Annotated in this window: 22 protein-coding genes; 9 read left to right on the top strand and 13 right to left on the bottom strand. The window is 65.8% G+C overall.

Annotated elements, in window-relative coordinates:
• Positions 1-167 precede the first annotated feature (167 nt).
• The 8 genes from IP86_RS00230 to IP86_RS28375 are packed head-to-tail and all read right to left on the bottom strand — an operon-like array spanning position 168 to position 8,785.
• Entirely contained in the window at positions 168-2,489 is a 2,322-nt protein-coding gene (locus IP86_RS00230; protein ID WP_054160558.1) for a N,N-dimethylformamidase beta subunit family domain-containing protein, read from the bottom strand.
• Positions 2,490-2,491: 2 nt separating this feature from the next.
• Positions 2,492-2,851 carry a N,N-dimethylformamidase alpha subunit family protein gene (locus IP86_RS00225; protein WP_054160557.1) on the bottom strand — a complete coding sequence of 120 codons (360 nt, stop codon included), beginning with the start codon at positions 2,849-2,851 and terminating at the stop codon, positions 2,492-2,494.
• 10 nt (positions 2,852-2,861) lie between these two features.
• On the bottom strand, positions 2,862-4,526 hold the full coding sequence (locus IP86_RS00220; RefSeq protein WP_054160556.1) for a branched-chain amino acid ABC transporter permease: 1,665 nt from the start codon (positions 4,524-4,526) through the stop codon (positions 2,862-2,864).
• 1 nt (position 4,527) lies between these two features.
• Positions 4,528-5,409: a branched-chain amino acid ABC transporter permease gene (locus IP86_RS00215; protein ID WP_054160555.1), complete on the bottom strand. Its 882-nt coding sequence runs from the start codon at positions 5,407-5,409 to the stop codon at positions 4,528-4,530.
• 8 nt (positions 5,410-5,417) lie between these two features.
• Positions 5,418-6,128 carry an ABC transporter ATP-binding protein gene (locus IP86_RS00210; RefSeq protein ID WP_054160554.1) on the bottom strand — a complete coding sequence of 237 codons (711 nt, stop codon included), beginning with the start codon at positions 6,126-6,128 and terminating at the stop codon, positions 5,418-5,420.
• Between the two features lie 2 nt (positions 6,129-6,130).
• The gene (locus IP86_RS00205) at positions 6,131-6,850 is read right to left on the bottom strand and encodes an ABC transporter ATP-binding protein (RefSeq protein ID WP_054160553.1); all 720 of its coding nucleotides are present in this window, start codon (positions 6,848-6,850) and stop codon (positions 6,131-6,133) included.
• Positions 6,851-6,869: 19 nt separating this feature from the next.
• The gene (locus IP86_RS00200) at positions 6,870-8,195 is read right to left on the bottom strand and encodes an ABC transporter substrate-binding protein (RefSeq protein WP_054160552.1); all 1,326 of its coding nucleotides are present in this window, start codon (positions 8,193-8,195) and stop codon (positions 6,870-6,872) included.
• Entirely contained in the window at positions 8,192-8,785 is a 594-nt protein-coding gene (locus IP86_RS28375) for a hypothetical protein (protein ID WP_156332337.1), read from the bottom strand. Before IP86_RS28375 ends, IP86_RS00200 begins: the two co-directional genes overlap by 4 nt.
• Positions 8,786-8,826: 41 nt before the next feature.
• Between IP86_RS28375 and IP86_RS00190 the strand changes: the two genes are divergently transcribed.
• Complete coding sequence (locus IP86_RS00190) at positions 8,827-9,789, top strand: MBL fold metallo-hydrolase (protein ID WP_054160550.1); 963 nt, start codon at positions 8,827-8,829, stop codon at positions 9,787-9,789.
• A 376-nt stretch (positions 9,790-10,165) separates the two neighbouring features.
• On the opposite strand, the gene IP86_RS00185 is transcribed toward IP86_RS00190, so the two are convergent.
• Positions 10,166-10,834 carry a TetR/AcrR family transcriptional regulator gene (locus IP86_RS00185; protein ID WP_245290483.1) on the bottom strand — a complete coding sequence of 223 codons (669 nt, stop codon included), beginning with the start codon at positions 10,832-10,834 and terminating at the stop codon, positions 10,166-10,168.
• Positions 10,831-12,051 carry an amidase gene (locus tag IP86_RS00180; RefSeq protein WP_245290482.1) on the bottom strand — a complete coding sequence of 407 codons (1,221 nt, stop codon included), beginning with the start codon at positions 12,049-12,051 and terminating at the stop codon, positions 10,831-10,833. The genes IP86_RS00185 and IP86_RS00180 overlap by 4 nt, the downstream gene beginning before the upstream one ends.
• 320 nt (positions 12,052-12,371) lie before the next feature.
• Between IP86_RS00180 and IP86_RS00175 the strand changes: the two genes are divergently transcribed.
• The 5 genes from IP86_RS00175 to IP86_RS00155 all read left to right on the top strand — a co-directional run bounded on the left by IP86_RS00175 (position 12,372) and on the right by IP86_RS00155 (position 17,957).
• Entirely contained in the window at positions 12,372-13,340 is a 969-nt protein-coding gene (locus IP86_RS00175) for a BMP family protein (protein WP_054160549.1), read from the top strand.
• A 2-nt stretch (positions 13,341-13,342) separates the two neighbouring features.
• Positions 13,343-14,914, top strand: a complete 1,572-nt coding sequence (locus IP86_RS00170) for an ABC transporter ATP-binding protein (protein ID WP_054160548.1) — start codon at positions 13,343-13,345, stop codon at positions 14,912-14,914.
• On the top strand, positions 14,911-16,002 hold the full coding sequence (locus IP86_RS00165) for an ABC transporter permease (protein ID WP_054160547.1): 1,092 nt from the start codon (positions 14,911-14,913) through the stop codon (positions 16,000-16,002). Before IP86_RS00170 ends, IP86_RS00165 begins: the two co-directional genes overlap by 4 nt.
• Positions 15,999-16,916 carry an ABC transporter permease gene (locus tag IP86_RS00160; protein ID WP_054160546.1) on the top strand — a complete coding sequence of 306 codons (918 nt, stop codon included), beginning with the start codon at positions 15,999-16,001 and terminating at the stop codon, positions 16,914-16,916. Before IP86_RS00165 ends, IP86_RS00160 begins: the two co-directional genes overlap by 4 nt.
• A gap of 294 nt (positions 16,917-17,210) precedes the next feature.
• Positions 17,211-17,957 (top strand): HAD-IA family hydrolase, encoded by a 747-nt coding sequence (locus tag IP86_RS00155; RefSeq protein ID WP_054160545.1) that lies wholly within the window; start codon positions 17,211-17,213, stop codon positions 17,955-17,957.
• A 25-nt stretch (positions 17,958-17,982) separates the two neighbouring features.
• Here IP86_RS00155 and IP86_RS00150 read toward each other — a convergent pair whose 3' ends face one another.
• On the bottom strand, positions 17,983-18,402 hold the full coding sequence (locus tag IP86_RS00150; RefSeq protein ID WP_054160544.1) for a PaaI family thioesterase: 420 nt from the start codon (positions 18,400-18,402) through the stop codon (positions 17,983-17,985).
• Between the two features lie 75 nt (positions 18,403-18,477).
• Between IP86_RS00150 and IP86_RS00145 the strand changes: the two genes are divergently transcribed.
• Positions 18,478-19,104, top strand: a complete 627-nt coding sequence (locus tag IP86_RS00145; protein WP_054160543.1) for an NUDIX hydrolase — start codon at positions 18,478-18,480, stop codon at positions 19,102-19,104.
• Positions 19,105-19,200: 96 nt separating this feature from the next.
• Positions 19,201-20,388, top strand: coding sequence for a hypothetical protein (locus IP86_RS00140; RefSeq protein ID WP_054160542.1), 1,188 nt, complete (start codon positions 19,201-19,203; stop codon positions 20,386-20,388).
• A 234-nt stretch (positions 20,389-20,622) separates the two neighbouring features.
• Here IP86_RS00140 and IP86_RS00135 read toward each other — a convergent pair whose 3' ends face one another.
• Complete coding sequence (locus tag IP86_RS00135; RefSeq protein WP_156332336.1) at positions 20,623-20,931, bottom strand: hypothetical protein; 309 nt, start codon at positions 20,929-20,931, stop codon at positions 20,623-20,625.
• A 349-nt stretch (positions 20,932-21,280) separates the two neighbouring features.
• Between IP86_RS00135 and IP86_RS00130 the strand changes: the two genes are divergently transcribed.
• A complete protein-coding gene (locus tag IP86_RS00130) occupies positions 21,281-21,712 on the top strand; it encodes a hypothetical protein (RefSeq protein ID WP_054160569.1) in 432 nt (143 codons plus the stop codon).
• Between the two features lie 34 nt (positions 21,713-21,746).
• Here IP86_RS00130 and IP86_RS00125 read toward each other — a convergent pair whose 3' ends face one another.
• Positions 21,747-22,964: an EAL domain-containing response regulator gene (locus IP86_RS00125; RefSeq protein ID WP_054160541.1), complete on the bottom strand. Its 1,218-nt coding sequence runs from the start codon at positions 22,962-22,964 to the stop codon at positions 21,747-21,749.
• Positions 22,965-23,121: the final 157 nt, after the last annotated feature.

The following is a 23,121-nucleotide window of genomic DNA, read 5'->3' as shown; positions in this document are numbered from 1 at the left end:
CACACGCACAACCTCATGGTGAGGAGGCGCGTAGCGCCGTCTCGAACCATGGGCTACAAAGAATAGGTTGCCCCATCCTTCGAGACGCCCGGCTTCGCCGGGCTCCTCAGGATGAGGACTCAGTGCCTGCGAACGGTCGGATCGTTTCAATCAAGCGATGAAGCGCTTTAGCGCCACTGCTTCTCCTCGACGGTCCAGTGGCTACCGGGCAGGCGGCCCGGCTTCAGGAAGGCGTCCACCACATTGGCGAGGACGCGTGATGCGGAGTTGTCGAAGCCGTTGGCCGGCAATGCCTGGCCGTAGCCGATCGAGCCGGTCGAAAACACCGCGCCGTCGTTCGGCGCGGTGAAGTAGGTGATGTCGCCGCGGATGCGATAATCCAGAGAGCCGGTGAGGCCCGCATAGGCGTAAAGCAGTTCCTCCGTCACCAGCACGTAGTTGTCGGAATGCCCGCCCGACGAGGCGATGATCTTGGTGTGCGGCGGCGTGCCGAGCGACAGGTCGTAGCGGTCGAGTTCGACACCGGCGGCGGCCCCATAGGCGAGGCCGCAATCGCCGATGATCTCGCCTTCGACCCCTTCGGTGATCCACGACACCGTGCGGTGCCAGGCGTCGGGCATCTTGCGATACGGCGCGGCGGTTTCGAAGCCTTCGGCGATGAAGCCGACGCCGGTCAGCTTCTGCGGCGCGCGGCCGCGATTGCGCCACAGCCCGCTCTTCTCCCCGGTGGTCTGCAAATAGTGCTCGCCGGGCTTGGCGGCCCAGGCGCGCATGCCGCTATCGAGCTTGCGCACCTCCATGCAGGCCGGCACTTCCGGGTCGAATCCCACCACCCAGTAATAGCCGTTGCCGCCCATATAGATCAGCCGGCCGCCACCGGCGACGTAATCCTCCTGCGCATCGAGCATCTTCTCCGAGACGTATTCCGGATGGGTGCCGCTCATCACGCATAGATACGGCTTCAGCAACTCGACGCCTTCGCGGTCGAGGTCCTCGTCGGTGATGAAGTCGCAATCGTAGCCCATGTGGTCGATCCAGGCGACGATCGACAGATCGGCCGGGAACTGCCAGGTGATGTTCATGCTCGACATGCGATATTTCGGCCGCATGTTGACGATCGGCCGCAGGTAGGACGAGAAGCAGACGCCGGCGTCGTCCTCGTAGTGATCGTAGGTCGACAGGCCGTATTCGCGATGCTCGTAGGTTTCGACGTCGAGATCGGTGACGACCGGCGGCTGGCCGGTCATCGGCTGGATGATGTGGGCGTCGAAGGAGAGCGACTCGTTGCCGTACGCCAGATAGCTCGCGGTCGGCACCAGGAAACACAGCTTCCCGTTCGGCTTCGCTGGCCGCACCACGAACACGATGTACTCTTCGGCGATGCCGGTGCCGGGCCCGATCCGCAGCCGCATCGCATAGATGCCGCTCTTCAGATCGGCCGGAACCGTGAAGGTCTTGGTCGGCTCCCAGCGGCAATCGGTGACGGCGTCGGGATGGAATTCGATGCCGCCATATTGCGACGGATCGAGCCGGAAGCAGTCGTCCTTGCCGGTCCAGTTCCAGCCGGTCATGCCGCGTACCGGGTGGTTGAAGCCTTTGGCGTCGAGCTTGTGCGGACCGATGTCGATGACGTCGTGGCCGATGCCGTGCGCGGTGTAGCCTTTCGACGTGTCCCAATAGGCCAGGATGTCGGCTTCCGGCGGCAGGCCGCCCTTGCGGCAATGATCGAGTTCGGCGCGGGTCAGCGCGCGGCCGCAGATCGCCGGACGGTCGATCTTGCCCGCATATAGGTCGCTGACGAACGGGCCGCGCAGTTTGTGTTCGTCGCGTGCCCCGGCGATCAGGAACGGCACGTCGGGCCGGTTGTCCGGCGCGAAGCGGAAGTGCTGGGCGACGTGGCTGGCATAGTCGTGCGGCACCACCTTGCTGATCAGCGAATTGTAGCGGTTGAGCACGCCCTCCTGATAGATCTCTGCGCGGCCGCTGGCGCGATCATACGACACCGCGACGAAGTACCAGACCTTGGCGACGAGCGGCAGCTCGGCGGTGACGTAGTCGACCTCGGTGCCGTTGCCGACCCAGAACTCCAGATGTCCTGCGGGGTTGATACCGAGCGCGTAGCCGGCGTTGCGCAGCGTGTCCCAGCGGCCGAGAATGGTCTGGCGGTTGCCCTTGTGCGGCAGCGTCGGCCACACGAACGCCATCAGCGTGAGGCTGCCGGATACGTCCAGTTTGCGCGAGGGGTCTTCGACCTCGAGATAGCTGCCGAGCTGGGTGAACTGCTTCTTCACCGCCCAGCTGCCGTTGACCGCGCTGTCGACCTCGACCTCGACATGCCCGGGGCCGGCGGGGCTGCTGTCGCCGTGGATCAGCCGAACCAGCCTGGCGTCCGCTTCGCTGGCGCCGTCGCAATTGACATGGAAGGTGATGTTTTCGCCGGGGCGGACAGAAAGGCGGTCGGCGTATCCGAAGATCTTCTGCTGAGCCATCTCTACTTCTCTGTGAGGTCCTGAACGTGGCGAAGGAACGCGCCGTGCCGCGCCGCCTGCAAGGTGACGAAGCGCTCGTCGCCGACGTAAACGGGCTTCTGTCCGCGCCCGGCGAAGCGGATCAGCCGGAAGCTGCCGTCGGCTTCGGCCTTGACGGCATATTGCTGCTGCCGCGGCCGGCGATGGCACCAGGCGAGCAGCCGCGCCAGGGGCTCGCTGACATGGCCGTGATCGCCGCGCGCGTGCTCGGCGATCAGTTCGTCGCTCAGCACCGACCGCAGATAGGCCCGGGTCATCCGGTCGAACAGATCGCGGACGTGGTCGTCCTGATCCGGCACGTCGATGGTTGGGGGCTCCGCCATCGGCCCGCCCTCAGCTTTCCATCAGGTCGTGGACGCGCCGCATGAAGACGGCGTGATAGCCCTCGTCCAGCGTGCCGTATTCGCGATCGTCCACCAGCCGCGGCGAGACGCCGCGCACGCCCGAGAAGGCGATGATCTTGTAGGGGCCGTGCGGCGACGCGGCGTGCAGCGCGTATTTGTCGTCCATCTTGGCGCGGCGGAAATACAGCAGCACGCGTTCCAGGGCCTCGGAATGCTGGCCCAGCGGCTGGCGGCGATGCTCCTCGATGATCTCGGGCGAGATCAAACCTTTGAGGTAGTCGCGCTGCATCTTGTCGTAGCGGCGGAAATACAGCGCGTCCTTGTCGTCGATCTCGGTGGCTTCCTCGGGCAGCGCCTCGCCGCCTTTCTCGGTGCGAGTGGAGCGCCATTCGCCGCGCTTCTTCGCGCGCCAGGCGGTGAACTGCTTGCGGATTCCGAAATAGCCGTTGTTGAGAAACAGCACGGCGCCCAGCATCAACGTCCCGATGATCAGATAGCGCCACGGCCCCCATTCGAGCAGCACGTCGCGCAGGAAGATCACCGCCAGGGTGCCGAGCACGGCGCCTTCGGCCCGCCCGATGCCGCCGATGGTGATCATGGCGAGGCCGAGCAGCACCGTCTGGAAATCGAAGATCGAATAGGCGACGCCGCGATACTGCGCGGCGTAGAACCCGCCGATGAAGCCGAGCGCCGCGGAGGTCAGCAGGAAGATGGTGATGCGGGCGCGCTTGTAGTCGACGCCGGCGGCGGCCGCGAACGCCTCGTGTTTTTCCGGCGCCATCCGCAGGACGCGGCCGAGCCGCTTGCCATTGATGAAGCGGAACACGAATAGCGCCAGCACCAGCAGCAGGAACGACGAATAATACGCGACCATCGACTGCGTCATCGGCGGCCACGCCTGGCTGATGAACGAGTCGGCGCCGTACAGGCCACCGGAGGACGCACCGAACTGTTTGGAGGTGGTGAAGAACACCCGGAACAGCTCGTTCAGACCCAGCGTCAGCAGTGCGTAGTAGAAGCCGTCGAGCCGCAGCGCCGGCAGCGCGATCAGCAGGCCGAACACCAGACCGATGCCGGCGCCGATCGGCGGCATCGCGTACCATGGCACGCCGTAGTGGATCGACAGCAGCGAGGTGACGAAGGCCGCGGTGCCGACCACCGCATAGGTGGCGAGCGAGAAGATCGACGCGGTGCCGATGATCAGGGTCCAGCACACGTTGATTGCCGCGAAGATGCCGAAGGTTGCGCCGGCGGTGAGCAGCGCGTTGGTCTGCGCCTGCGGAAACAGCAGCGGGGCGATCAGCAGGCCGATCAGCGCCAGCGCCCAATAGATCGGTCGACGGTCGAGGATGCGCTTTTCGGCGATCGCGGTCTTGCGGTTGTACAGGCCCTTGACCGCCAGCAGGTTGCGCCGGGTCGGCCACCAGCGCAGCCGCTCCCACAGCTTCGCGCCGTGCGCGCGCCAGACGATGAAGTATTTGAGCCGGCCGACCGGATAGGTCTTGACCTTGTAGGCGGTGGATTTGCGCCAGATCTCGCGCGGATCCGGCACCGCAACGGTCGCCGCTTCGGAATTGCCGGTGGCGGTGCCCCAGGCGGCCAGCGGATTTTTCCAGGTTGGTGGCGGGGGCGTGATGCGCGGTTGATCTGTCATTCTATTGCTCGCGCGCCTTGTCGACGATGCCGGAGATGCCGCGCGGCCGCACGATCAGGATGGCGATGATCACCAGGAACTGCGTCATCAGCACATATTGGCCGCCGAGGAACTTGTTGGTGAGCGCTTCGACCAGACCGAGCAGGATGGCGGCGATCACGGCGCCCTGCACCGAGCCGAGGCCGCCGCACAGCGCGATCGAGACGCCCTTGATCAGCGGCGTCAGGCCGGAGAACGGCGCGATGTAATAGGTCTGCGACAGCAGCACCGAGGCGAGGCCGGCCATCGCGCCGGTCAGGCCCATGACGTAGAAGCCGGTGCGGCGGACGCCGATGCCGACGATCGCAGCGGCGTGCGGGTTCATCATCATGGCGCGGATTTCCAGCCCGCGCCGGCTCGACTTCATCCACGCCACGACAAGGATCAGCATCGCGACCGAGCAGGCCACGATGCCGATCTTGTCGGCGGTCAGCGTGACGTCGAAGATCTTGGTGCGCCAGCGGCCGAACAGATCGGGCAGCGACTTCGACGTCGGGCCGAACAGCATCAGGAACAGCTGGCTGCCGATCAGGCTGATCGCCAGCGTGGCGATCATGCCGCGCGACGTGAAGGCCGGCTTGTCGTGCAGCGGGATAAACACCAGGAGACAGACGATGATGCCGCCGAGTGCGCCGGCCGCGATGCCGGTGCCGGCGACCAGGAACGGGTCCTTGGAGACTTGCGTCGCCATCAGCCAGGCGGCGTAGCCGGCGAACGAGAAGATGAAGCCGTAGGCGAGATTGACCAGCCCGAGACTCGACCAGGTGATCGACACCGCGATCGCGATCAGGCCGTAGATCGCCGCCACGGTGATCGCGTTGATGAGGACGAAGGCGATATCCATCGGCGCGCTCAGTGACCGCCGCCGAGGCGGAACGACGAGGAGGCCTCGCCCTTCAGCTTGCCGGCGTGCATGCCGATGATGCGGTCGACCTTTCCTTCGAGCAGCGCAACGTTCTGCTCGGCGATGAACATCGCCGAGTCCTTCAGGTCGATCGCCAGCAGCGCGTTCATCACCGCGATGCCGATCTTCGGTGCGAGGCCGAGCGAGGGCTCGTCGGCGAGATACAACTTGGCGTCAGTCATCAATCCGCGCCCGATCGACACCATGCGGCGCTCGCCACCCGACAGACGGCCGACCGGCGTCTTCATCAGCTTGCGCAGCGGCTCGAAGATGTCGAGCACGCGCTCCTTGCGCTCCTTGCGGGTGCGCCACGCTTCGGGCGTGAACGCTCCGGAGTCGAGATGTTCCTCCACCGTCAGTCCCTGAAAAATCTCGTCGCCCTGCGGCATGATTGCCAGCCCCTGACGCACGATCTGGTGGGTGTAACGCCCGGCGCCCTGGCTGCGGGTGCGGCCGATCTGTCGCCCGTTGAGCAGGATGGAGCCGCGCTGCCAGCCGGTGAGACCGGCGATGGCGTAGAACAGCGTGGTCTTGCCATGGCCGTTGAGGCCGACGATGCCGATCCGTTCGCCCGGCTGGATCACCAGATCGAGATCGTGGATCACCCGGAGCGGGCCGTAGCCGGCCGACAATCCCTCGATCTTCAGCACTTCGGTCATGCTCAATGCGCCTCGAAATACGCGGCGCGGACCGCTTCGCTGTCGATGATGTCCGAGAGCGCGCCGCGGGCGATGATCTCGCCGGCATCCATCACCACCACCCGGTCGGCGATCGATTCGAGCAGCTCGATGCGATGCTCGACGATGATGATGCCGACGTTCATCTCCTTGGACAGCATCCGCAGGATCTGGTCGATCTCGTCGATCTCGGCGTTGATCAGTCCCGCCGCGGGCTCATCCATCAGCAGCAGCTTGGGCTGGCGCATCAGCAGCGTCGCCATCAGCAGCTTGCGGCGTTCGAAGGTCTTCAGATTGACGGTCGGCCGATCGTAAGGCACGCGGAAGCGCACCAGGTTGGCGCCGTACTCGGCGTCGAACCGCGTCAGCCACGGTTCGAACGCCTGTCGGGCCGCCTTGAAGGTGTCGCCGACCGTGAGCTCTTCCGGCACGAGCGGCGTCTGGTAGGTGCGGCCGATCCCGAGCCGCGCCCGCTGGAACAGCGGCAGCGCGGTGATGTCGCGGCCTTCGAACAGCACCTTGCCGGTCTTCGGGCGGAAGCGCCCGGAGAGAATCTCCAGCAGGCTGGTCTTGCCGGCGCCGTTGGGGCCGATGATCCCCAGCACTTCGCCCGGCCGCAGCTCGAAGCCGATGTCGCGAAGGACTTCGCGCCCGCCGAGATTGAGCGACAGGCTCTCGCAAGAGAAGAAAGCTGTTCCCTGCATCAGCCTGCCGCCCGTTCCGTCACCACCACGGAGCCGGCTTCAACTTCGACTCGGCGATCTCGTTGGGCCAGACGATCTTGTGGGAGCCGTCCTGCACCTGCACGAACAGCTGACTCATGCCCTTCTCGAGCTCGGCGGCCTGGTTGCCGAAGCCGTTGTCGGGATAGTGCAGCCCCTCCTGATACTCGTTGTTCATGTTCATCATGCCGCAGACGCCGCGATAGGGATTCTCGCGGATCCACGTGCAGTTCGCCTCGAAGTCTTCCGGCTTCTTGGTCGCCTCCCACGAACGCTTCAGGTACTGCACGATGTCGTAGCCGTTGCCGGTGTAGACGAGGCCCATGTTGCCGGCATACTTCGGATATTTCTTGAGATACTTGGCGCGGAAGTCCTGGCCGGTCTTGTCGCCGTAGACGCCGAGCACGGTGCTCCAGCAGAAGCCTTCGGTGGCATTGCCGCCGAGTTCGAGGAATTCCGGCTGCGACGGGCCGTATTGCAGATAGACCAGCGATCCCGGCACGGGGTCGGCGGAGAACTGCTTGCAGAACGCGGCGTATTCGGCGGCGACCCAATGGTCGATCATGATCGCGCCGGCGTCGACTTCCTTGAGTTTCTGGATCACCGGGCTCCAGTCGTTGACCGGATACTGGATGTCGGTGACGGCGGCGAGTTCGAACTTGTATTTCGGGATCGCTTCCTTGGCCGCCTTGAGGATGGTCTGGCAGTAGCCGACCTGCTCGGCGACGATGTGGATCTTGCGGTTCTTAGGCTTCCAGACGCCGGTCTCTTCCATCTTGGTGAGCCACAGCGGATAGGTCCAGCCGTAGTTGACTTCCGACGGATCGGTCTGCAGCACATGGCTGTATTTCTTCGGGTCCGCCTTGTAGGCCAGCGTCGCGGTGCGCTGCGTGTTGCCCTGCAGATACGGGCATTTGTACTTGGCGGATTCGTCCATCGCGGGGATCGGTGCGAACAGGAAGGCGTTGGAAATCGCCAGCACCTTCTTGTCGATGCAGGCGGCGATCGCCTGCCGGCAGCTTTCCGGATTGAGCTTATCGACGTCCGGTACGAACAGCTCGATCTCGCGCCCGAGCACACCGCCGGCCGCATTGATCTCCTCCACGGCGAGCTTTGTGCCGTTGAGATGATCGGTGTCGTCGGCGACGCCGTAAGGCGTGGACAGCGAAGACGGGACGCCGATCAGGATTTTGTCCTTGCCGGCGGCGATCACGCTGGGTGCCGCGAAGCCTGCAACGGCGGCCGCTGCAGAGCCTGCAGTGATCTTGAGTAGTTTGCGTCTGGACACCGGACGGATGGTCGCTGCAGGCAAATCGTCGCCGCTCATCTCTTACCCCTCGTTGGGCAATGCCGTCCGATGCGATCGAAGTCGCTCACTCGAACTGCGACTGCTTCTTGTTTCCGGCGAAAAAAGATTAGGGCAGAGGTTTCTTCAAAGTCAATCCATAAGAACAAGAATTTCTCATGAGGAAAATTCGTGCAGCGCACCTCCAGTCCGTGGTCATCAGCAACGTTGCAGAGCAACGGCAGAGCAGGTGCAGAAGGATTGCGAAGTAACGGCGCCGAGGGTGGCGACGGCTCGCGCAGGATGGCGCGGAAACAGGCGCGGTTGCCTCGCCGCGCTGGCCAGATAATGGACGTCTCGGCCGATGTCGGCTCGGTGTCGTCGGCGATGGTGGATGCCGAAGTGGCGGCACTGCGGATGATCGCCAAGGCGACGATCTGGCGGCGCACGGCAACGACCGGGCCACACGGATCTCGGAATTCCTCGGCAACGTCCGGGCGGGTGAGGCGCCGCCGCCCACGGACGCTGGCGCGCCGCGCCCGCGCCATTCCGCTCTGGCATGACTGATTGATCGAAACGCGGCGGGCTCCCGCCTTGCCGCGGCCGGACTCGCGTTCTACTTCGTTCGTCACCGTCGCTTCGCGCGGCGCGATCTCCTCTGAAAGGAACCTGGATGTCTCTCGATCGGCGCACGCTTCTGCAACTCTCTCTGGCCGGCGGTGTCGTTGGCGCGCTCGGTCTGAAGAGCGGCACCGCTGCGGCGCAGCAAGCCAGCGCCGAGAGCGGCGTGAAGTGGATTTGCCTCGGCACCAAGGGCGGCCCGCGCATCGGCACCGGCCGTTCCAACCCGGCCAACGTGCTGCTGGTCGACGGCGTGCCGTTCGTGATCGACTGCGGCTACGGCGTCGCGCGCCGGCTGGTCGAGGCCAAGGTCGTGCTGCCGAGCTTGCGCTACGTGTTCGTCACCCACATGCATTCCGACCACGTGCTCGAATTCGGCAACATGGTCTATGGCGCCTGGTCTGCCGGCCTCAATCACCAGATCGACGCGTTCGGGCCGGTCGGGCTCGACGCACTGGCGCAGGCGTTCTGGACATCGATGAAGGACGACATCGAGATCCGGATGCCCGACGAGGGTAAGCCGGATCCGCGCAAATTCCTGGTGGTGAAGGAGATCATCGAGTCCGGACCGGTGCTGACCACCGACAAGGTCAAGGTCACGGCGCTGCGCACCCCGCATCCGCCGATCCTCGAGCGCAACTACGCCTACAAGTTCGAAACGCCCAAGGGCGTCATCGTCTATGTCTGTGATTCCGCCTACAATCCGGAGATCGCCAAGTTCGCCGAAGGCGCTGACCTGCTGATTCACGAAGCGCTCTATGTGCCGGGAGTCGACGCGCTGGCGGCGCGGATCAAGAACGCCTCGACGCTCAAGGAGCATCTGATCGCCTCGCACACCACCACCGAAGACCTCGGCAAGCTCGCCGCCGCCGCCAAGGTCAAGAAACTGGTGATGACGCACCTCGTGCCGGGCGACATCGACACGATCAGCGACGAGATGTGGATGCAGGACGTGAGGAAGCACTACACCGGCCCGCTCGTCGTCGCCCGCGACCTGATGGAGATTTCGCTGTAGGCGATCTACGCCAGATGCCTAGCAGCGCTTGCCGCAATTGATGATCTCAAGCCTTGCTACAAGCACGACCTCATGGTGAGGAGGCGCGAAGCGCCGTCTCGAATCATGGGCCGCGGGTGCTGCGTCGCCACATCCTTCGAGAGGCCCGGCTTCGCCGGGCTCCTCAGGATGAGGACCGTGTATGTGGCAAGGCCACGTCCCGGTTCGGTTGCGCGAGCCCTCGGGCCGGGCTTGTCCCGGCCATCCACGCCTTGCCACGCGGTGAGGCCTGAAGGCGTGGATGCCCGGGACGAGCCCGGGCATGGCGGGTCGAGAGGCTGATTGCCTAACTAACGGATCTGTTGGAGTTGCGTCTCATCTGAACAGGTGCAACGTTTCACGTCTTCTCCAAATACGCCGCCAGCATCTTTCGCGCGTCGGCGCGGCGGGCGGTGCGCCATTCGGCGGAGCTGACATCGGTCTCGAATTCCGACGACAGCGTGTGCATGTTGGCGAGGTGAAACTGGCTGAGCGCGGCGATCATCACGTAGAGCCGCAGCGGGTCGATATCTGGCGCGAGCCGGCCCTCGGCAACGCCGCGTGCGAGCAGCCGCTGGGTCATGCCGAGCACCGGCGACGACATCTCCTGAATGCGCGGCGACTTCTTCATGTGCCGCGCCTTCATCATGTTCTCGCTGCGCAGCAGGCTCACCAGATGGCCGTTGCGCTCCAGATGCCCGTTCATGAAATCGAACAGCTTGAGCAGCCCCTCGAGCGGATCGAGATGCATCACGTCCAGCTTGAGTTCTTCGCTACGCAGCGCGCCGAGCGCGCTTTCCAGCGTCGCGACATACAGCGCCGCCTTGCTGCCGAACAACTCGTAGATCATCCGCGGATTGGAGCCGGCCTTTTTGACGATGCGGTCGATGCGGGCGCCGGCATAGCCGTGCGTCGCGAACTCGGCGGTAGCGGCTTTCAGGATCGCGGCTCGGTTCTGTTCGGCCGAGCGGCGCGGCCGTCGGCGTGGTTTGGTGTCGGCATTGAGATCAGTCATCGAATTCGTCATGCCGCCGTCCGGTCTGCCAGACGTGCAGCAAGGCCGCGCGTCGCATCCAACAAAGCGCGATCCTGGCTTGCGCCGGCGACGATCGAGAGGCCGGCAGGACAACCGTCGACGGTCGCTGCGGGCAGATTGATCTGCGGCAGCCCGGCATGGCCGGCGATCGACGTCAGCGTCAGCGCGCGTCCGTAGAACGGGCCGATCTGCTCGCCGGCGCCGGGCGCATCCTTGCGCAGCGCGATGCAGGGCGCGGTGGGAATCAGCCAGGCAACGCCGCCGCCGAGCTGCGCGCGGAGCTTGGCTCTGATGGCGTCGCGCACCGGCTGCCAGCGCTCGACATCTTCCGCAGTGATATCTTCCGTGCCGGCAAAGCGCGGCGCGATCGCTTCGCCGAAACGCGGCTTGGTGGCGCTGATCCATGGTCCGAGCTCGCGCCAGTTCTCCGTGCCTTGCAGGATGCGATAGGCCTCGAACCAGTCCGCATCGGCACCGCCAAAGACGGTGATTTCCTCCGTGGCGCCGAGCGCCTGACAAACCGCGCGCAGCGCGGCCGCGACCGGCTCGTCGGCGATCGCGAAGGCGTCGCTGACGACGATCAGCTTCTCGATCGGCGCAGGAGATGCTTTCGGCAGCAGCACGTCGCCGACGCGCGCCAGCGTGTCCACGTCCCGCGCGAACCAGCCGACGGTGTCGTAGCTCGGCGCGAACGGCAACACGCCGTCGAGCGGCAACGCGTCGTGAGTGGGACGCATGCCGTAAATGCCGCAAAAGCTCGCCGGCACCCGCACCGAACCGCCGGTGTCTGTGCCGAGCGCGAAATCGACCAGTCCGGCGGCAACCGCCGAGGCGGACCCGGAGGATGAGCCGCCGGGGATCCGATCCGGGCAGGCCGGATTGAGCGGCGTGCCGTAATGTTCGTTGACGCCTTCGAGGCTGAAGGCGAGTTCGTCGGTGATGGTCTTGCCATGGATGCTGGCGCCGGCCGCGAGCAGGCGCTCGACCACGGGGGCGGAGCGCGTCGCCGGGCCATGGGTGCGCAGCCAGTCCGGATTGCCGCCGCCGGTGATGGTGCCGGCAACGTCGATCAGATCCTTGACCGCAAAGCTCAGTCCGTCGAGCGGACCAGGCGAGGTCGCGGCGACCTGCAACCGCGGGCCGGGAACGAATGCGCCGACATCGTGCGCGTGCGTCACGCGGGGATCGGTGCCGTCGCTGGTCATCATGGTGGTTTCTCCGTTGCGCGCATCATCTTGCGAAGCGCGGTGCTGACAAGGCTCGACTACAAACTGTGCCGATCAGGTTGATTGCAAGTTCGCTGCCAGCGGCGATTTGTGAGGAGATTCAATGCTGGTCGCCGAAGTGAGCCGACCGCCTGCTTGCGGATTCGACATGACACGCAACTAGCGGCTTAAAAAGTAAGCATTTGTTTGTTTGGGGCGGCCGCGTCTATGAAATTCCCAAACAAAATCAGTGCGGTGATGTGTTGGCATACCGCTTGCTGCAGGGAGGCGCACAACCAATTCAGCTTCCAAAGAGGGGTCTCATGAGGTCACGCCGTTCCGTTCTGAAAGCCGCGCTGCTCACCGGCGCGCTGACATTGTCCGCCACGTTGGCGCAGGCCGAGCCGCTCAAGGTCGGCATCCTGATTCCGGGGTCGAAGTCCGACAAGGGCTGGATGGAGTCGTCGTACGACGGCCTGATGGCCGCCGAGAAGAAGTACGGCGACAAGATCAAGGTGCAGATGATCGAGAACATCAACTACGCCGATATGGATCAGGCGCTGACCAACCTGGCCAGCAAGAACACGCTGGTGATCGGCGTCGGCGGCCAGACCCAGGCGTCGGTGTACAAGATCGCCAAGCGCTTCCCGAAAGTTCACTTCTCGATCGTCGGCGGCAATGACGGCGAGAGCGCGCCGAATGTCGCCGGCTACGACGTCAAGCAGGCCGAGATCGCCTATGTGGCCGGCGCGGCGGCGGCAATGCTGTCGAAGAATGGCGCGATCAGCTATGTGGGCGGCCTCGAGATCCCGTCGATCGTCAATGCCGGCAAGGAATTCGGCAACGGTGCCAAGTCGATCAATCCCAACATCAAATACACCGAGAACTACACCGGCGATTTCGACGACGTGGCGAAAGCCAAGGAAGCGACGCTGGCGGCGATCGCGCAGGGCGCCGACATTCACTACCACATCCTCAATCTCGGCCTGCGCGGCATGGAGCAGGCGGCGAAGGAGAAGGGCACCCACATCATCGGCAGCTACACCGATCGCTGCGGCACCGATCCGTTGTACGTCGCCTATTCGATCACCGGCACCGGCTATCAGGTGCAATACGCGATCGACGAAGCCGTGAAGGGGAGCTGGGCGCCGGGCTACAAGGAGTTCGGCCTGAAGATGGGGCCGGAAGCCTCCAACATGGTGATCTGCGGCGCGACGCCGGAGCAGAAGGCCAAGCTCGACGCCATCATGAAGGATCTGCTCGCCGGCAAGATCAAGGTGCTGAAGGGCTAGCCATGATCAGCACCTCGCCCGCCGTCGAAGCCTCTACGCCGCTGCTCAGCCTGTCTCAGGTGACCAAGCGGTTCGGCAGCTTCACCGCATTGTCGGAGGTCTCGCTCGACCTGCGACCGGGCGAGGTGCATTGCATCCTGGGCGAGAACGGCGCCGGGAAGTCGACGCTGTGCAACGTGATGTTCGGCGTGCACCGGCCGGACGGCGGCGCGATGACCTATCGCGGCGCCGCCTATCAGCCGTCCGGGCCGGCCGATGCGCTGACGCAGGGCATCGCCATGGTTCACCAGCATTTCAGCCTGGTCGGCGACATGAGTGTCGTCGACAACGTGCTGCTCGGCCGCGGCCGCGGCGTGCTCAATCGCAAGGACTGCGCGCGGCAGCTCGCCAAGCTGGCGGATGAGTACGGCCTGCCGCTCGATCCGAATGCCAAGATCGACGACCTCTCCGTCGGCGAGCGGCAGCGGGTCGAGATCGTCAAGTGCCTGATCCGCGATCCGCAGCTGTTCGTGCTGGACGAGCCGACCGCCGTGCTGCTGCCGGATGAGATCGCGGCGCTGCTGCAGGTCTGCCGCCGCGTCGCGGCGAGCGGCCGTGCCGTGGTGCTGGTCACCCACAAGCTCGCCGAGATCAAGGAAGTCGCCGATCGTGTCACCGTGCTGCGCGGCGGCCGCACCGTTGCGACCTCGGATGCGCCGGCGCGCGATATCGACGGGCTGGTGCGGGCGATGATCCATGGCGACGTCGCCGAGCTCGACGGCGCGGCGGCCTCGACACTCGGGCTCGGCAAGGTCGCGCATGTCGGTTATCAGCCGCCGCGTAGCAAGATCGAGGCGCTGCAGATCGACGGGCTGACGGTGAAGGATCGCCAGGGCGTCACCCGGCTCGATAATTTCACGCTGACGGTCGATCGCGGCGAGATCGTCGGCGTTGCCGGAGTCGAAGGCAACGGCCAGAGCGAACTTGCCGCCGTGCTGGCCGGCATGATGGCGCCGACCTCCGGGCGCTATTACTTGGGCGAGGCCGATCTCACCGGCCGTTCGCCGAAAGAGATCACCGCGGCCGGAATCGGCATCGTGTCGGAAGACCGCCACGCCGTCGGCTGTGTCCTCGGCATGAGCCTAGCCGAAAACATCTATCTCAACCGGCTCGATGAGTTCACCCGCTTCGGCTTCCTCAACCGCACCGCCTTGCAGCGCGAAGCGACGACGCTGATGCAGCGCTTCGACGTCCGCGCGCGCGGGCCGGGCGCGGCGTTCTCGAGCCTCTCCGGCGGCAATCAGCAGAAGGCGGTGCTGGCCCGCGAGATCACGCTGCCGAACCTGTCGTGCCTGGTCGCGTCGCAGCCGACGCGCGGCCTCGACGTCGGCGCGGTCGCGGCGGTGTACGGCCATATCCGCGAGGCCTGCGGCCGCGGCATCGCGGTGCTGCTGGTGTCGTCCGAACTCGACGAGCTGCTCAGCGTCGCTGACCGCATCGTCGTGCTATATCGCGGTCGGATCATGGGCACATGCGCGGCCGATCCGGCCCGCAAGGCGGAGATCGGCGCCATGATGGCGGGGCAGGCACAATGACCACGCTCGATCAGCAGAACTCACTCGCTCGCGCGCCGCGTTTCACGCTGCGACCGTCGTTGTTAGTTCCGATCGCGGCCGTGGCGTTCGCCGCCGCGGTCGGTCTCGCGTTGATCGCCGCGATTGGCGTGTCGGTGCCCGACGCGATCGAAGCTTTTGTCGATGGCACCATCGGCTCCCCCTATGCGCTCGCCGCCTCGCTCAACCGCGCCTGCGTGTTCGCGCTGGTCGGCTTCGGCTTCGTGCTGGCCAACCGCGCAAACCTCACCAATGTCGGCGGTGAAGGCCAGATCGCAGTCGGCGGCATCGCCGCAACCGCCGTGGCGCTGTACGGCCACGTCAGCGACCTGCCGCTCGGCCTCGCCTTCATGCTGCCGATGCTGGCCGCAGTGATTGCCGGTGCGCTGTGGGGCGCGCTCGCCGCGGTGCTGAAGGTGAAGTCCGGCACCAACGAGGTGATCTCGACGCTGCTGCTGTCGTTCATCGGCGTCTGGCTGCTGTATTGGTGCGTGCAATCGCCGGCCCTGCTGCGCAAGCCGATGACCAGTTCGGCGACACTGCCGGAATCGCTGGAGATCCCGGACTCGACGCAGCTGCCGCTGCTCACCGGCGATTACGGCTTCCCGGTGCATATCGGACTGCCGCTGACGTTGCTGATCGCGCTGGTGGTCGGGGTATTGCTAGCGAAGACCATCTTCGGCGTGCGGCTGCGCGCCGTCGGGCTCAATCCGGTCGCGGCGCATCGTGCCGGGATCTCGTATGCGAAGACCGTTGTGTTCGCGCTGGCCGGCGCCGGTGCGCTGGGCGGCCTTGCCGGCGCGCTGATGCTGCTCGGTGAGCAGCACACGCTGAAGGACGGCTTCTCGTCCGGCTACGGCTTTGACGGGCTGGTCGCGGGCCTGCTGTCGCGCGGCTCGATCCCGGGCGTGATCGCCGCCTCGCTGCTGTTCGGCTTTATGCGCTCGGGCGGCATCAACATGGAGATGGTCGCGGCGGTACCGACCGCGCTGGTGGTGGTGATCCAGGGCCTGATCGTGATCACGCTCGCCGGCGCGGCGCTGTTCATCGAGAAGTGGGAGCGCAAATGACCTGGGAGCTGTTTGCCGTCTTCCTCGGCTCGTCGATCCGCCTCGCCACGCCGCTGCTGCTGGCCGGCATCGGCGAGATGGTCAGCGAGCGCGCTGGCGTGCTCAACATGAGCATCGAAGGCATGATGCTGATGTCGGCCTTCGCCGCCGCGGTCGGCGCCTGGGCGACCGGCGATCCGCTGGTCGGCCTGTTGATCGGCATCATCTCGGTGGTGCCGGTGTCGCTGCTCCAAGCCTTTCTCAGCAACACGCTACGCGCCAACCAGATCGTCTCCGGCATCGGCATCAACATCCTGGTGCTCGGCGCCACCACGCTGGCCTATCGCGAAATTTTTGGCGCGCGATCCCGTGCCGAAATCCCTGGCCTCGCCAAGATCAAGCCGCCGCTGCTCGGCGATATTCCCATGATCGGCCCGGCGGTGTTCGAGCAGGTCTGGCTGCTCTACGCCGGCATCGCCATCATCATCGTCACCGCATTGGTGCTGCGCTACACGTCGCTCGGTCTCGCCATCCACGCCGCCGGCGCTGAGCCGAAGGCGGTCGACAAATCCGGCCTGTCGGTGACGGCGGTGCGCTACGGCGTGGTGGTGTTCGCCGGCTTCATGGCGTCGCTGGCCGGCGCCTTCCTGTCGATCGGCGACATTCACACCTTCACCGAGGGCATGACCCGCGGCGCTGGCTATCTGGCGATCGCCTCGGTGATCTTCGGCAAATGGCGGATCGGCGGCACCACGCTGGCGTGCCTGCTGTTCGGCGCCGCGACGGCGCTGCAATTCCAGCTCCCCGCGCTCGGCGTCAACGTGCCGAATGCGTTGCTGATCATGCTGCCCTATCTGCTGGCGCTGCTCGCCGTCGGCGGTCTGGTCGGCCGGCAGATGGCGCCGGCGACGCTGGGCGAGCCATACCGGCGCTGAACGGCACTAAGGCCCGGCCAAGCCGGGCTCGACGGTTTCACGTCTGTTCTTGAATGACATTGTCGCAGGCGGAGCAGCGGAAAACCAACCGTTGGGTTTGGTTCGCTCGTCGCGGGAGGCGGCCGAGCAGTTTCATCTCGCCTGCGCACAGGTCGCACTTCCGCGACGGCGTGTCGGAGGTCTGGGTCATGCGGGACAGCTCTTGAGTTGTAAAGTTTACTTTACAGTGGCTTGGTTGTTTTGTCAGGCATCATTTCTGTTCACGTGTGCCCGCGCAGCAGCCATAGAGGTGCGATGATACCGAAAGCTTTGATCTTCGACGTCGATGGAACGCTCGCCGAGACCGAGGAGCTGCACCGCCAGGCCTTCAACGAGACATTCGCGGCGGAGCTGCTGCCTTGGCATTGGGACAAGTCGGCGTATCGACGCCTGCTCGACGTGGCCGGCGGCAAGGAGAGGATTGCGCATTTCCTGACGTCGGGCCCTGATGGTGCCGAGCGCGCCGTTGGCCGGATCGCGGAACTGCATGCCGCCAAGACGCGGCGTTACACCGCGCTCGCGGCCGTCGGCGCACCGCTGCGCCCCGGCGTGGCGCGGCTGATCCGCGACGCCCGGCGCGCCGGCGTCCGTCTGGCGATCGCCACCACCACCAGCCTGCCGAACGTCGAAGCGCTGCTCGGCGCTGCATTAGGGGCAGACGCGCTGGCGCTGTTCGATGTCGTGGGGGCAGGGGACGTTGTGCCGGCCAAGAAGCCGGCGCCCGACATCTACAACTATGTGCTGGACCGGCTGGCGCTGCCGGCTGCGGCCTGCGTGGCTTTCGAGGACTCGACCAACGGCCTGAAGGCGGCGCTGGGCGCGGGCCTCGCCACCATCGTCACCCCCGGCATCTATACCGAGGGCGACGATTTCCCGGGTGCGTTCGCCGTGCTGAGCGATCTCGGCGAACCCGACGCGCCGTATCGGCATCTCGCCGGCGCGGGAGGCGGCGAAGCCCTGGTGACGCTCGATGCGCTGGGCCGCTGGCGCGCCGCGGGTTGAGCGCCGCTGGCGGAATGTCTCCGGCTCAGCGCGGCCGCACGATCTTGAACACGCCGGTGGCGACGATGACGCAGCGGCCGTCGACGCTGACTTCGGTCGAGGTGAAGATCAGGCTGCGGGTCGAGCGGATCACTTTCGGCCGCGCGATCAGCAGATCGCCGATCTCGCCGGCGTCGATGAAGTGCGTGTCGAGCTGCACCGTGGCGACGTGTGGCGCACCGGACTGCTCGCGCGCCGCCATGCCGGAAGCGCGGTCGGCCAGCGTCATCATCAGCCCGCCCTGCACCAGTCCGCGGCGATTGCGATGCTTGGCGCCGGTGGCGATTGCGAATTCGTGCTGCCCGTCGACGACGCGATGCCACATCGGCCCGACCAGATCGATGAAGCCGTCGTCGTGGACGATGGTCCAGCCGTCGGCTTTCAGGCTGCGGGCAGTCTCGGTCATGCGTTTCGTCCCTGTCGCCGCAGCGACGGCGCGGCCGAGGTTTCCTCAGGCACGCGCGCGGTGTAGTCAAGCCGGATGAGCCATCTGCACAACGATGCTTTGCGCAGCGAGATCGCCGCGCGCTGCCGCGATTTTCCGCGCCACGACGATGGGCTGGAGCCGCAAGGCCTGAAGCGCGCCGCGGTCGCGATCGCCGTGGTGGCCGGCGCCGACGGCGCGGCCTCGTTCCTGCTGACCTTCCGCGCCGCCAGCCTGCGCGCGCACAGCAACCAATGGGCGCTGCCCGGCGGGCGCTGCGATGCCGGTGAGACCGCGCCGGAGACGGCGCTCCGCGAGTTGCACGAAGAACTCGGGTTGCAACTCGGCGCCGGCGACGTACTCGGCATGCTCGACGACTATCCGACGCGTTCCGGCTATCTGATCACCCCGGTGGTCGCCTGGGCGGCGTCGGCCGGGCCGCTCGCACCCAATCCGGCCGAGGTCGCATCGGTGCATCACATCGCGCTCGCGGCTATCGCCGAGCCGGAAGCGTTCGATTTCACCCGCATCCCGGAGAGCGAGCGGCGCGTGATTCGGTTCCGCCACGCCGGCGACTACATCCACGCGCCGACCGCGGCGTTGATCTATCAGTTCCGCGAAGTGCTGGGCGGCCGTGTGACGCGCGTCGCAGATCTCGAACAGCCGGTGTTCGCCTGGAAGTAGCGTGCGGCCGCGCACGCGCCCGAGCCACGATTTGCCGCAGACGGAACCCGGCCGGCGCAGCAATTCGTTCACCACTGGCTGCGATATGATTCGGCCATGCCGACTCGTCTGATTCGCTCCGTCAGCCTCGCGTCGCTTGCGCTGTTCGCGCTCGCGCCCGCCACGTTCGCCCAGACCGCGCTGCCGCTCGCCGTCGCGAATGCGCGTGCCCAGGCGGCTTCGCCCGAAGCGATCGCCGAGTATCGCTACCGGCTGCAGCAATATCAGGCCGCACGGGCCGAGTTCGATCGTGACGCCGAGGCCTATTGGAACGCGATCGCCGAGAAGCGCCGCATCCGCAACGCCAAGCGCCGCGCCGGCGATCGAATCTCCAGTGACGACTACGTGCTGGTGCAGCCGCCGGTCTATACCGGGCCGAAACGGCCGGTCGATCCAGAGCCGCGGCCACAGCCGCCGGGCGAGCGCCGGTCGTTGCCGGTGGTGGCGGATTTCGTCAAGGCGGCCGCCGATTACTATCAGTTCGTGCCGCAGCGGCCGGCCTCCGAGCTGGAGTTCAAGCGCGCTTATGCGCGCGTCGCCCGCGCGATGGGGCTGACCCGCGAGCAGGCTGTGCGGGTCTATGCGTTCGAAACCGGCGGCGACGGCAGCTACGATATGCAATCGGGCCTCAGCAAATTGCGCCCGGGCTCGCGCGCGATCTCGACCGCGATCGGTTACAATCAGCTGCTCACCACCAACACGCTGGTGCTGCTCGCCGAACAGGGCAATCATATTCTCAAGGTGCTGAACGAGCGCGCCTCGACGCTGTCCGGCCCGCAGCGCAAGGCGCTCGAGCACAAGATCGGCATCGTCAAGCGCATGGTGGCGATGGCGCGCTCGATCCCGGGCAATTGGAGCGAGCACGAGAAGCTCGGCCGCACGCCGCAGGGCTGGGGCGCGCACGCGCTGGTGCTCGACATCGATGTCGGCCCGCTGCTGCAGACCCACAAGCTGCTGACCTCGGTGAAATTCGCCCAGCTGAAGGGCTACAATGAACCGCTGACCGCCGCCGAACTGGAGATGATGAATCTCACCGGCGACGGCACCGGCTTCGACATGGTCACGATGCCGCAGGAGCTGCGCGAGATCGTGCCGACCTCGAACTTCTTTCAGCGCTCAGGCTATGAGCGCAATCCGGTGGCGATCCGTCACAACACCGTCGCGAAGTTGCTGGCGGTGACCGACGCCCGCATGGACGCCAACAGCGCCAAGCCCGGCGCGCGCGAACTCTACGCGGCGTTCTGAGGCCTCGTTCATTGATGAGGCGACAGCGGTTGAAGTGACTGCGCCTCACAGCACTGCGTCTGCATCCGAGCAGCCCGGCGTAGCCGGGCGCCTCGAAGGATGGAGCCACGCGGCCTGCGGCGCATGGTTCGAGACGGCGCTACGCGCCTCCTCGCGATGAGACCGTCCTCGCCGATCGCGTCAGACAGCCAGAGACGATCTCTGAGACGTGCCAGCGCACCGGCGTGGTCCGCCTCAGCGGTTCGTTCCGAACTTGAAGCTGCCGTCGTCTTCGAGGAACGGGCCGCTGCGCATGTAGAGCTGGCCGTTGGCGCCGACGAAGAACAGCGTGTCCTTCGGTACCTTCCGGGCGCCTTTGAACAGGTCCTTGGCGTTGCTGGTGCCCATCTTGTAGGAGAACGTCTTGCCGTCCTTGGTGTAGCCGTAACCCATGTCGCGTGACAGCACCCACGGCGTGGCCTCCTCGGTCTGCGCCATCGCCGGTGCCGCAAGCGTGATTACGACCGCCGCGGCCAGCAGCGTCGCGAGAGAGTGGGCGATCATGGCTGTCGTCTCCTCGGGCCTCGATGCGAGCGGCGCCCCGGCGTCCTGCGTCGCAGGTTCTGAACAAATCACGAACGATGTTTCTACGTCAAGCCGAGCTCGCCGCACCCGCGTCCATGTCGGTACGGATTTGGAATTTGCCAGTGCGCTTTGGTGTGTCTTTCGCGTGCGCCGATTCCGGACTACAGCAATCCGGAAACAATTCGGCACCGGATTCGGATGTGCGATCCGCATGGGTCGCCAGAAGCGCCGTCGCGGCGGCGATCAACAAGTCGGGAGGCAGACGATGCGCTTGGGTTCGTGGCGGACGTTGACGAAGGGCGCGGCGCTGTCGGCCGCTGTGGCGCTGATGCTGCCGGCGGCGGTCCGGGCCGACGACTTCAAGCTCAGCAACAACCAGCGCATCTCGTGCAGCCGCGGCCTCAGCCCCGGTAAGCTCACCACCGCGACCTGCCGCTCTTACGCCTATCTGTTCAACGCCAAGACCTCCGAATACTTCCGCTGCGCCGTCAGCCTGGCGATGACGCGCGACAACAAGGAAGTGATCAACGTCCAGACCGACGGCGGCTGCTCGAAGCGCGCCCGGATTTTCGAGACCGACGGCAACTACGAGTTCGACGCCGCCGAGACCGAGCCGCCGAACACCAACTCGTTCTTCGGTCCCGGCGGCTACGCGATCTGGGCGAGCGACGTGGGCAGCCGCAAGCTGCGCGGCTGCATCACCATCGCGTCGGGCCTCGGCAGCGACGTCTCGAAGTGCCTCGACATGACGTTCGAATGATCTCGCGACGAGCCGCGGACGTAACGCGGCCGTGCTACTCCAGCGTGCCGAGCGGCTTGGTGGAGACCGCGCGAGCGAATTTCTTCAGTCCCATCGGCTTGCCGAACAGATAGCCCTGCACGAGGTCGAAGCCGAGCTCGTGGGCCGCGATGTAGTCGGAGCGGCTCTCGATCCCGGTCGCGGTGCAGCGGGCGCCGTAATCGGCGGCGAGATCGACGATGCGCTTGCACACCGTGCGCTTCAGCCGGTCGTCGGCGCAGCCGGTGACGAAGCTGCGGTCGACCTTGAGTTCGACGAACGGAAACGCGTCCAGACGCATCAGCTCCGGCCAGTCGGCGCCGACCTTGTCGACCGCGATCGCGATGTTGTGCAGCCGCAGACTCTGCGCGATCTCGATCATCGCGTCGAGATGCTGGGCAACCTCGAGCGAATCGATCTCGATGATCAGGCCGCCGAACGCCGGATGCCGCGGCATCCAGGCGCACAGATCCTCGACCGCCTGGGCGTCGAGCAGGAATTTCGCCGGCAGGTTGATCGACAGGTCCACCGGGCCGTGATGATCGAGCAGATAGCGCCAGTCGGCGATCGCGCGGGCGACGACGAATTCCGACAGCGCGCGAAAGTGCGGATCGTTCTGGTCGGGCAGGAACGCCGACGGCACCACCACGCCCCAGCTCGGGTGCCGCATCCGCACCAGCGCCTCGGCGCCGGACGGCGTCAGCGATCGCGCGTCGAGCTTGCGTTGGTACCAGAGCTCCAGCCAGCCGGTTTTCAACGCCTCGGCGACATCCACCTCCGGCTTCGGCGGCGGCTCCTGCGGCAGCAGCGGCGCGATGCATTCCCGTAGCATCTGCGCGCTGAACGGCGTCGACAGCGGCGGCAGCATGGTCAGGCCGCGTTCCAGCCCGTGATGCAGGATGCCACGCAGCGCGATGGTCTCGCGCGCCGAAATCAGAATCACGCTGCCGCGAAAGCCGGCGTTGCACGCGGTGTCGATGATCCGCGCCGCCTCGACCCCGCCGATCGAGGAGCCGATCACCAGCAAGTCGGGCTGCTGCTCGGCGATGCGCGACGCCAGCTCTTCGGGATCGCCGCATTCGCTGGTGACGAAGCGCAGCTCTTCCAGCGTGTCGGCGAGAAACGCCCGTAGATGCGGCTTGCTGTCGATGATGCACGCGCGCGGCGACACCTTGCGGCGGCCGAACGCTGCGGATGCCGCGCGCTCTTGAACCTCGATGGTGGTAGTCGTCATCGTAGCTTCCCCCGTTACCGGATCAGTTTTACGGGTTGGAACGCGTTCGAATTGTGGAATTGTTCAGCGACCCACATGAAGTCCCGGGTAGGGTTAAACCGGCGAATGCGATTTAAATCGCAGCGATCGGGAACATGTTGTTATCGCGGAGGATGCG

The organism is Rhodopseudomonas sp. AAP120 (genome assembly GCF_001295845.1).
In the GTDB taxonomy this organism is placed as follows: Bacteria; Pseudomonadota; Alphaproteobacteria; order Rhizobiales; family Xanthobacteraceae; genus Rhodopseudomonas.
This window is presented reverse-complemented; position numbering and strand designations above follow the sequence as displayed.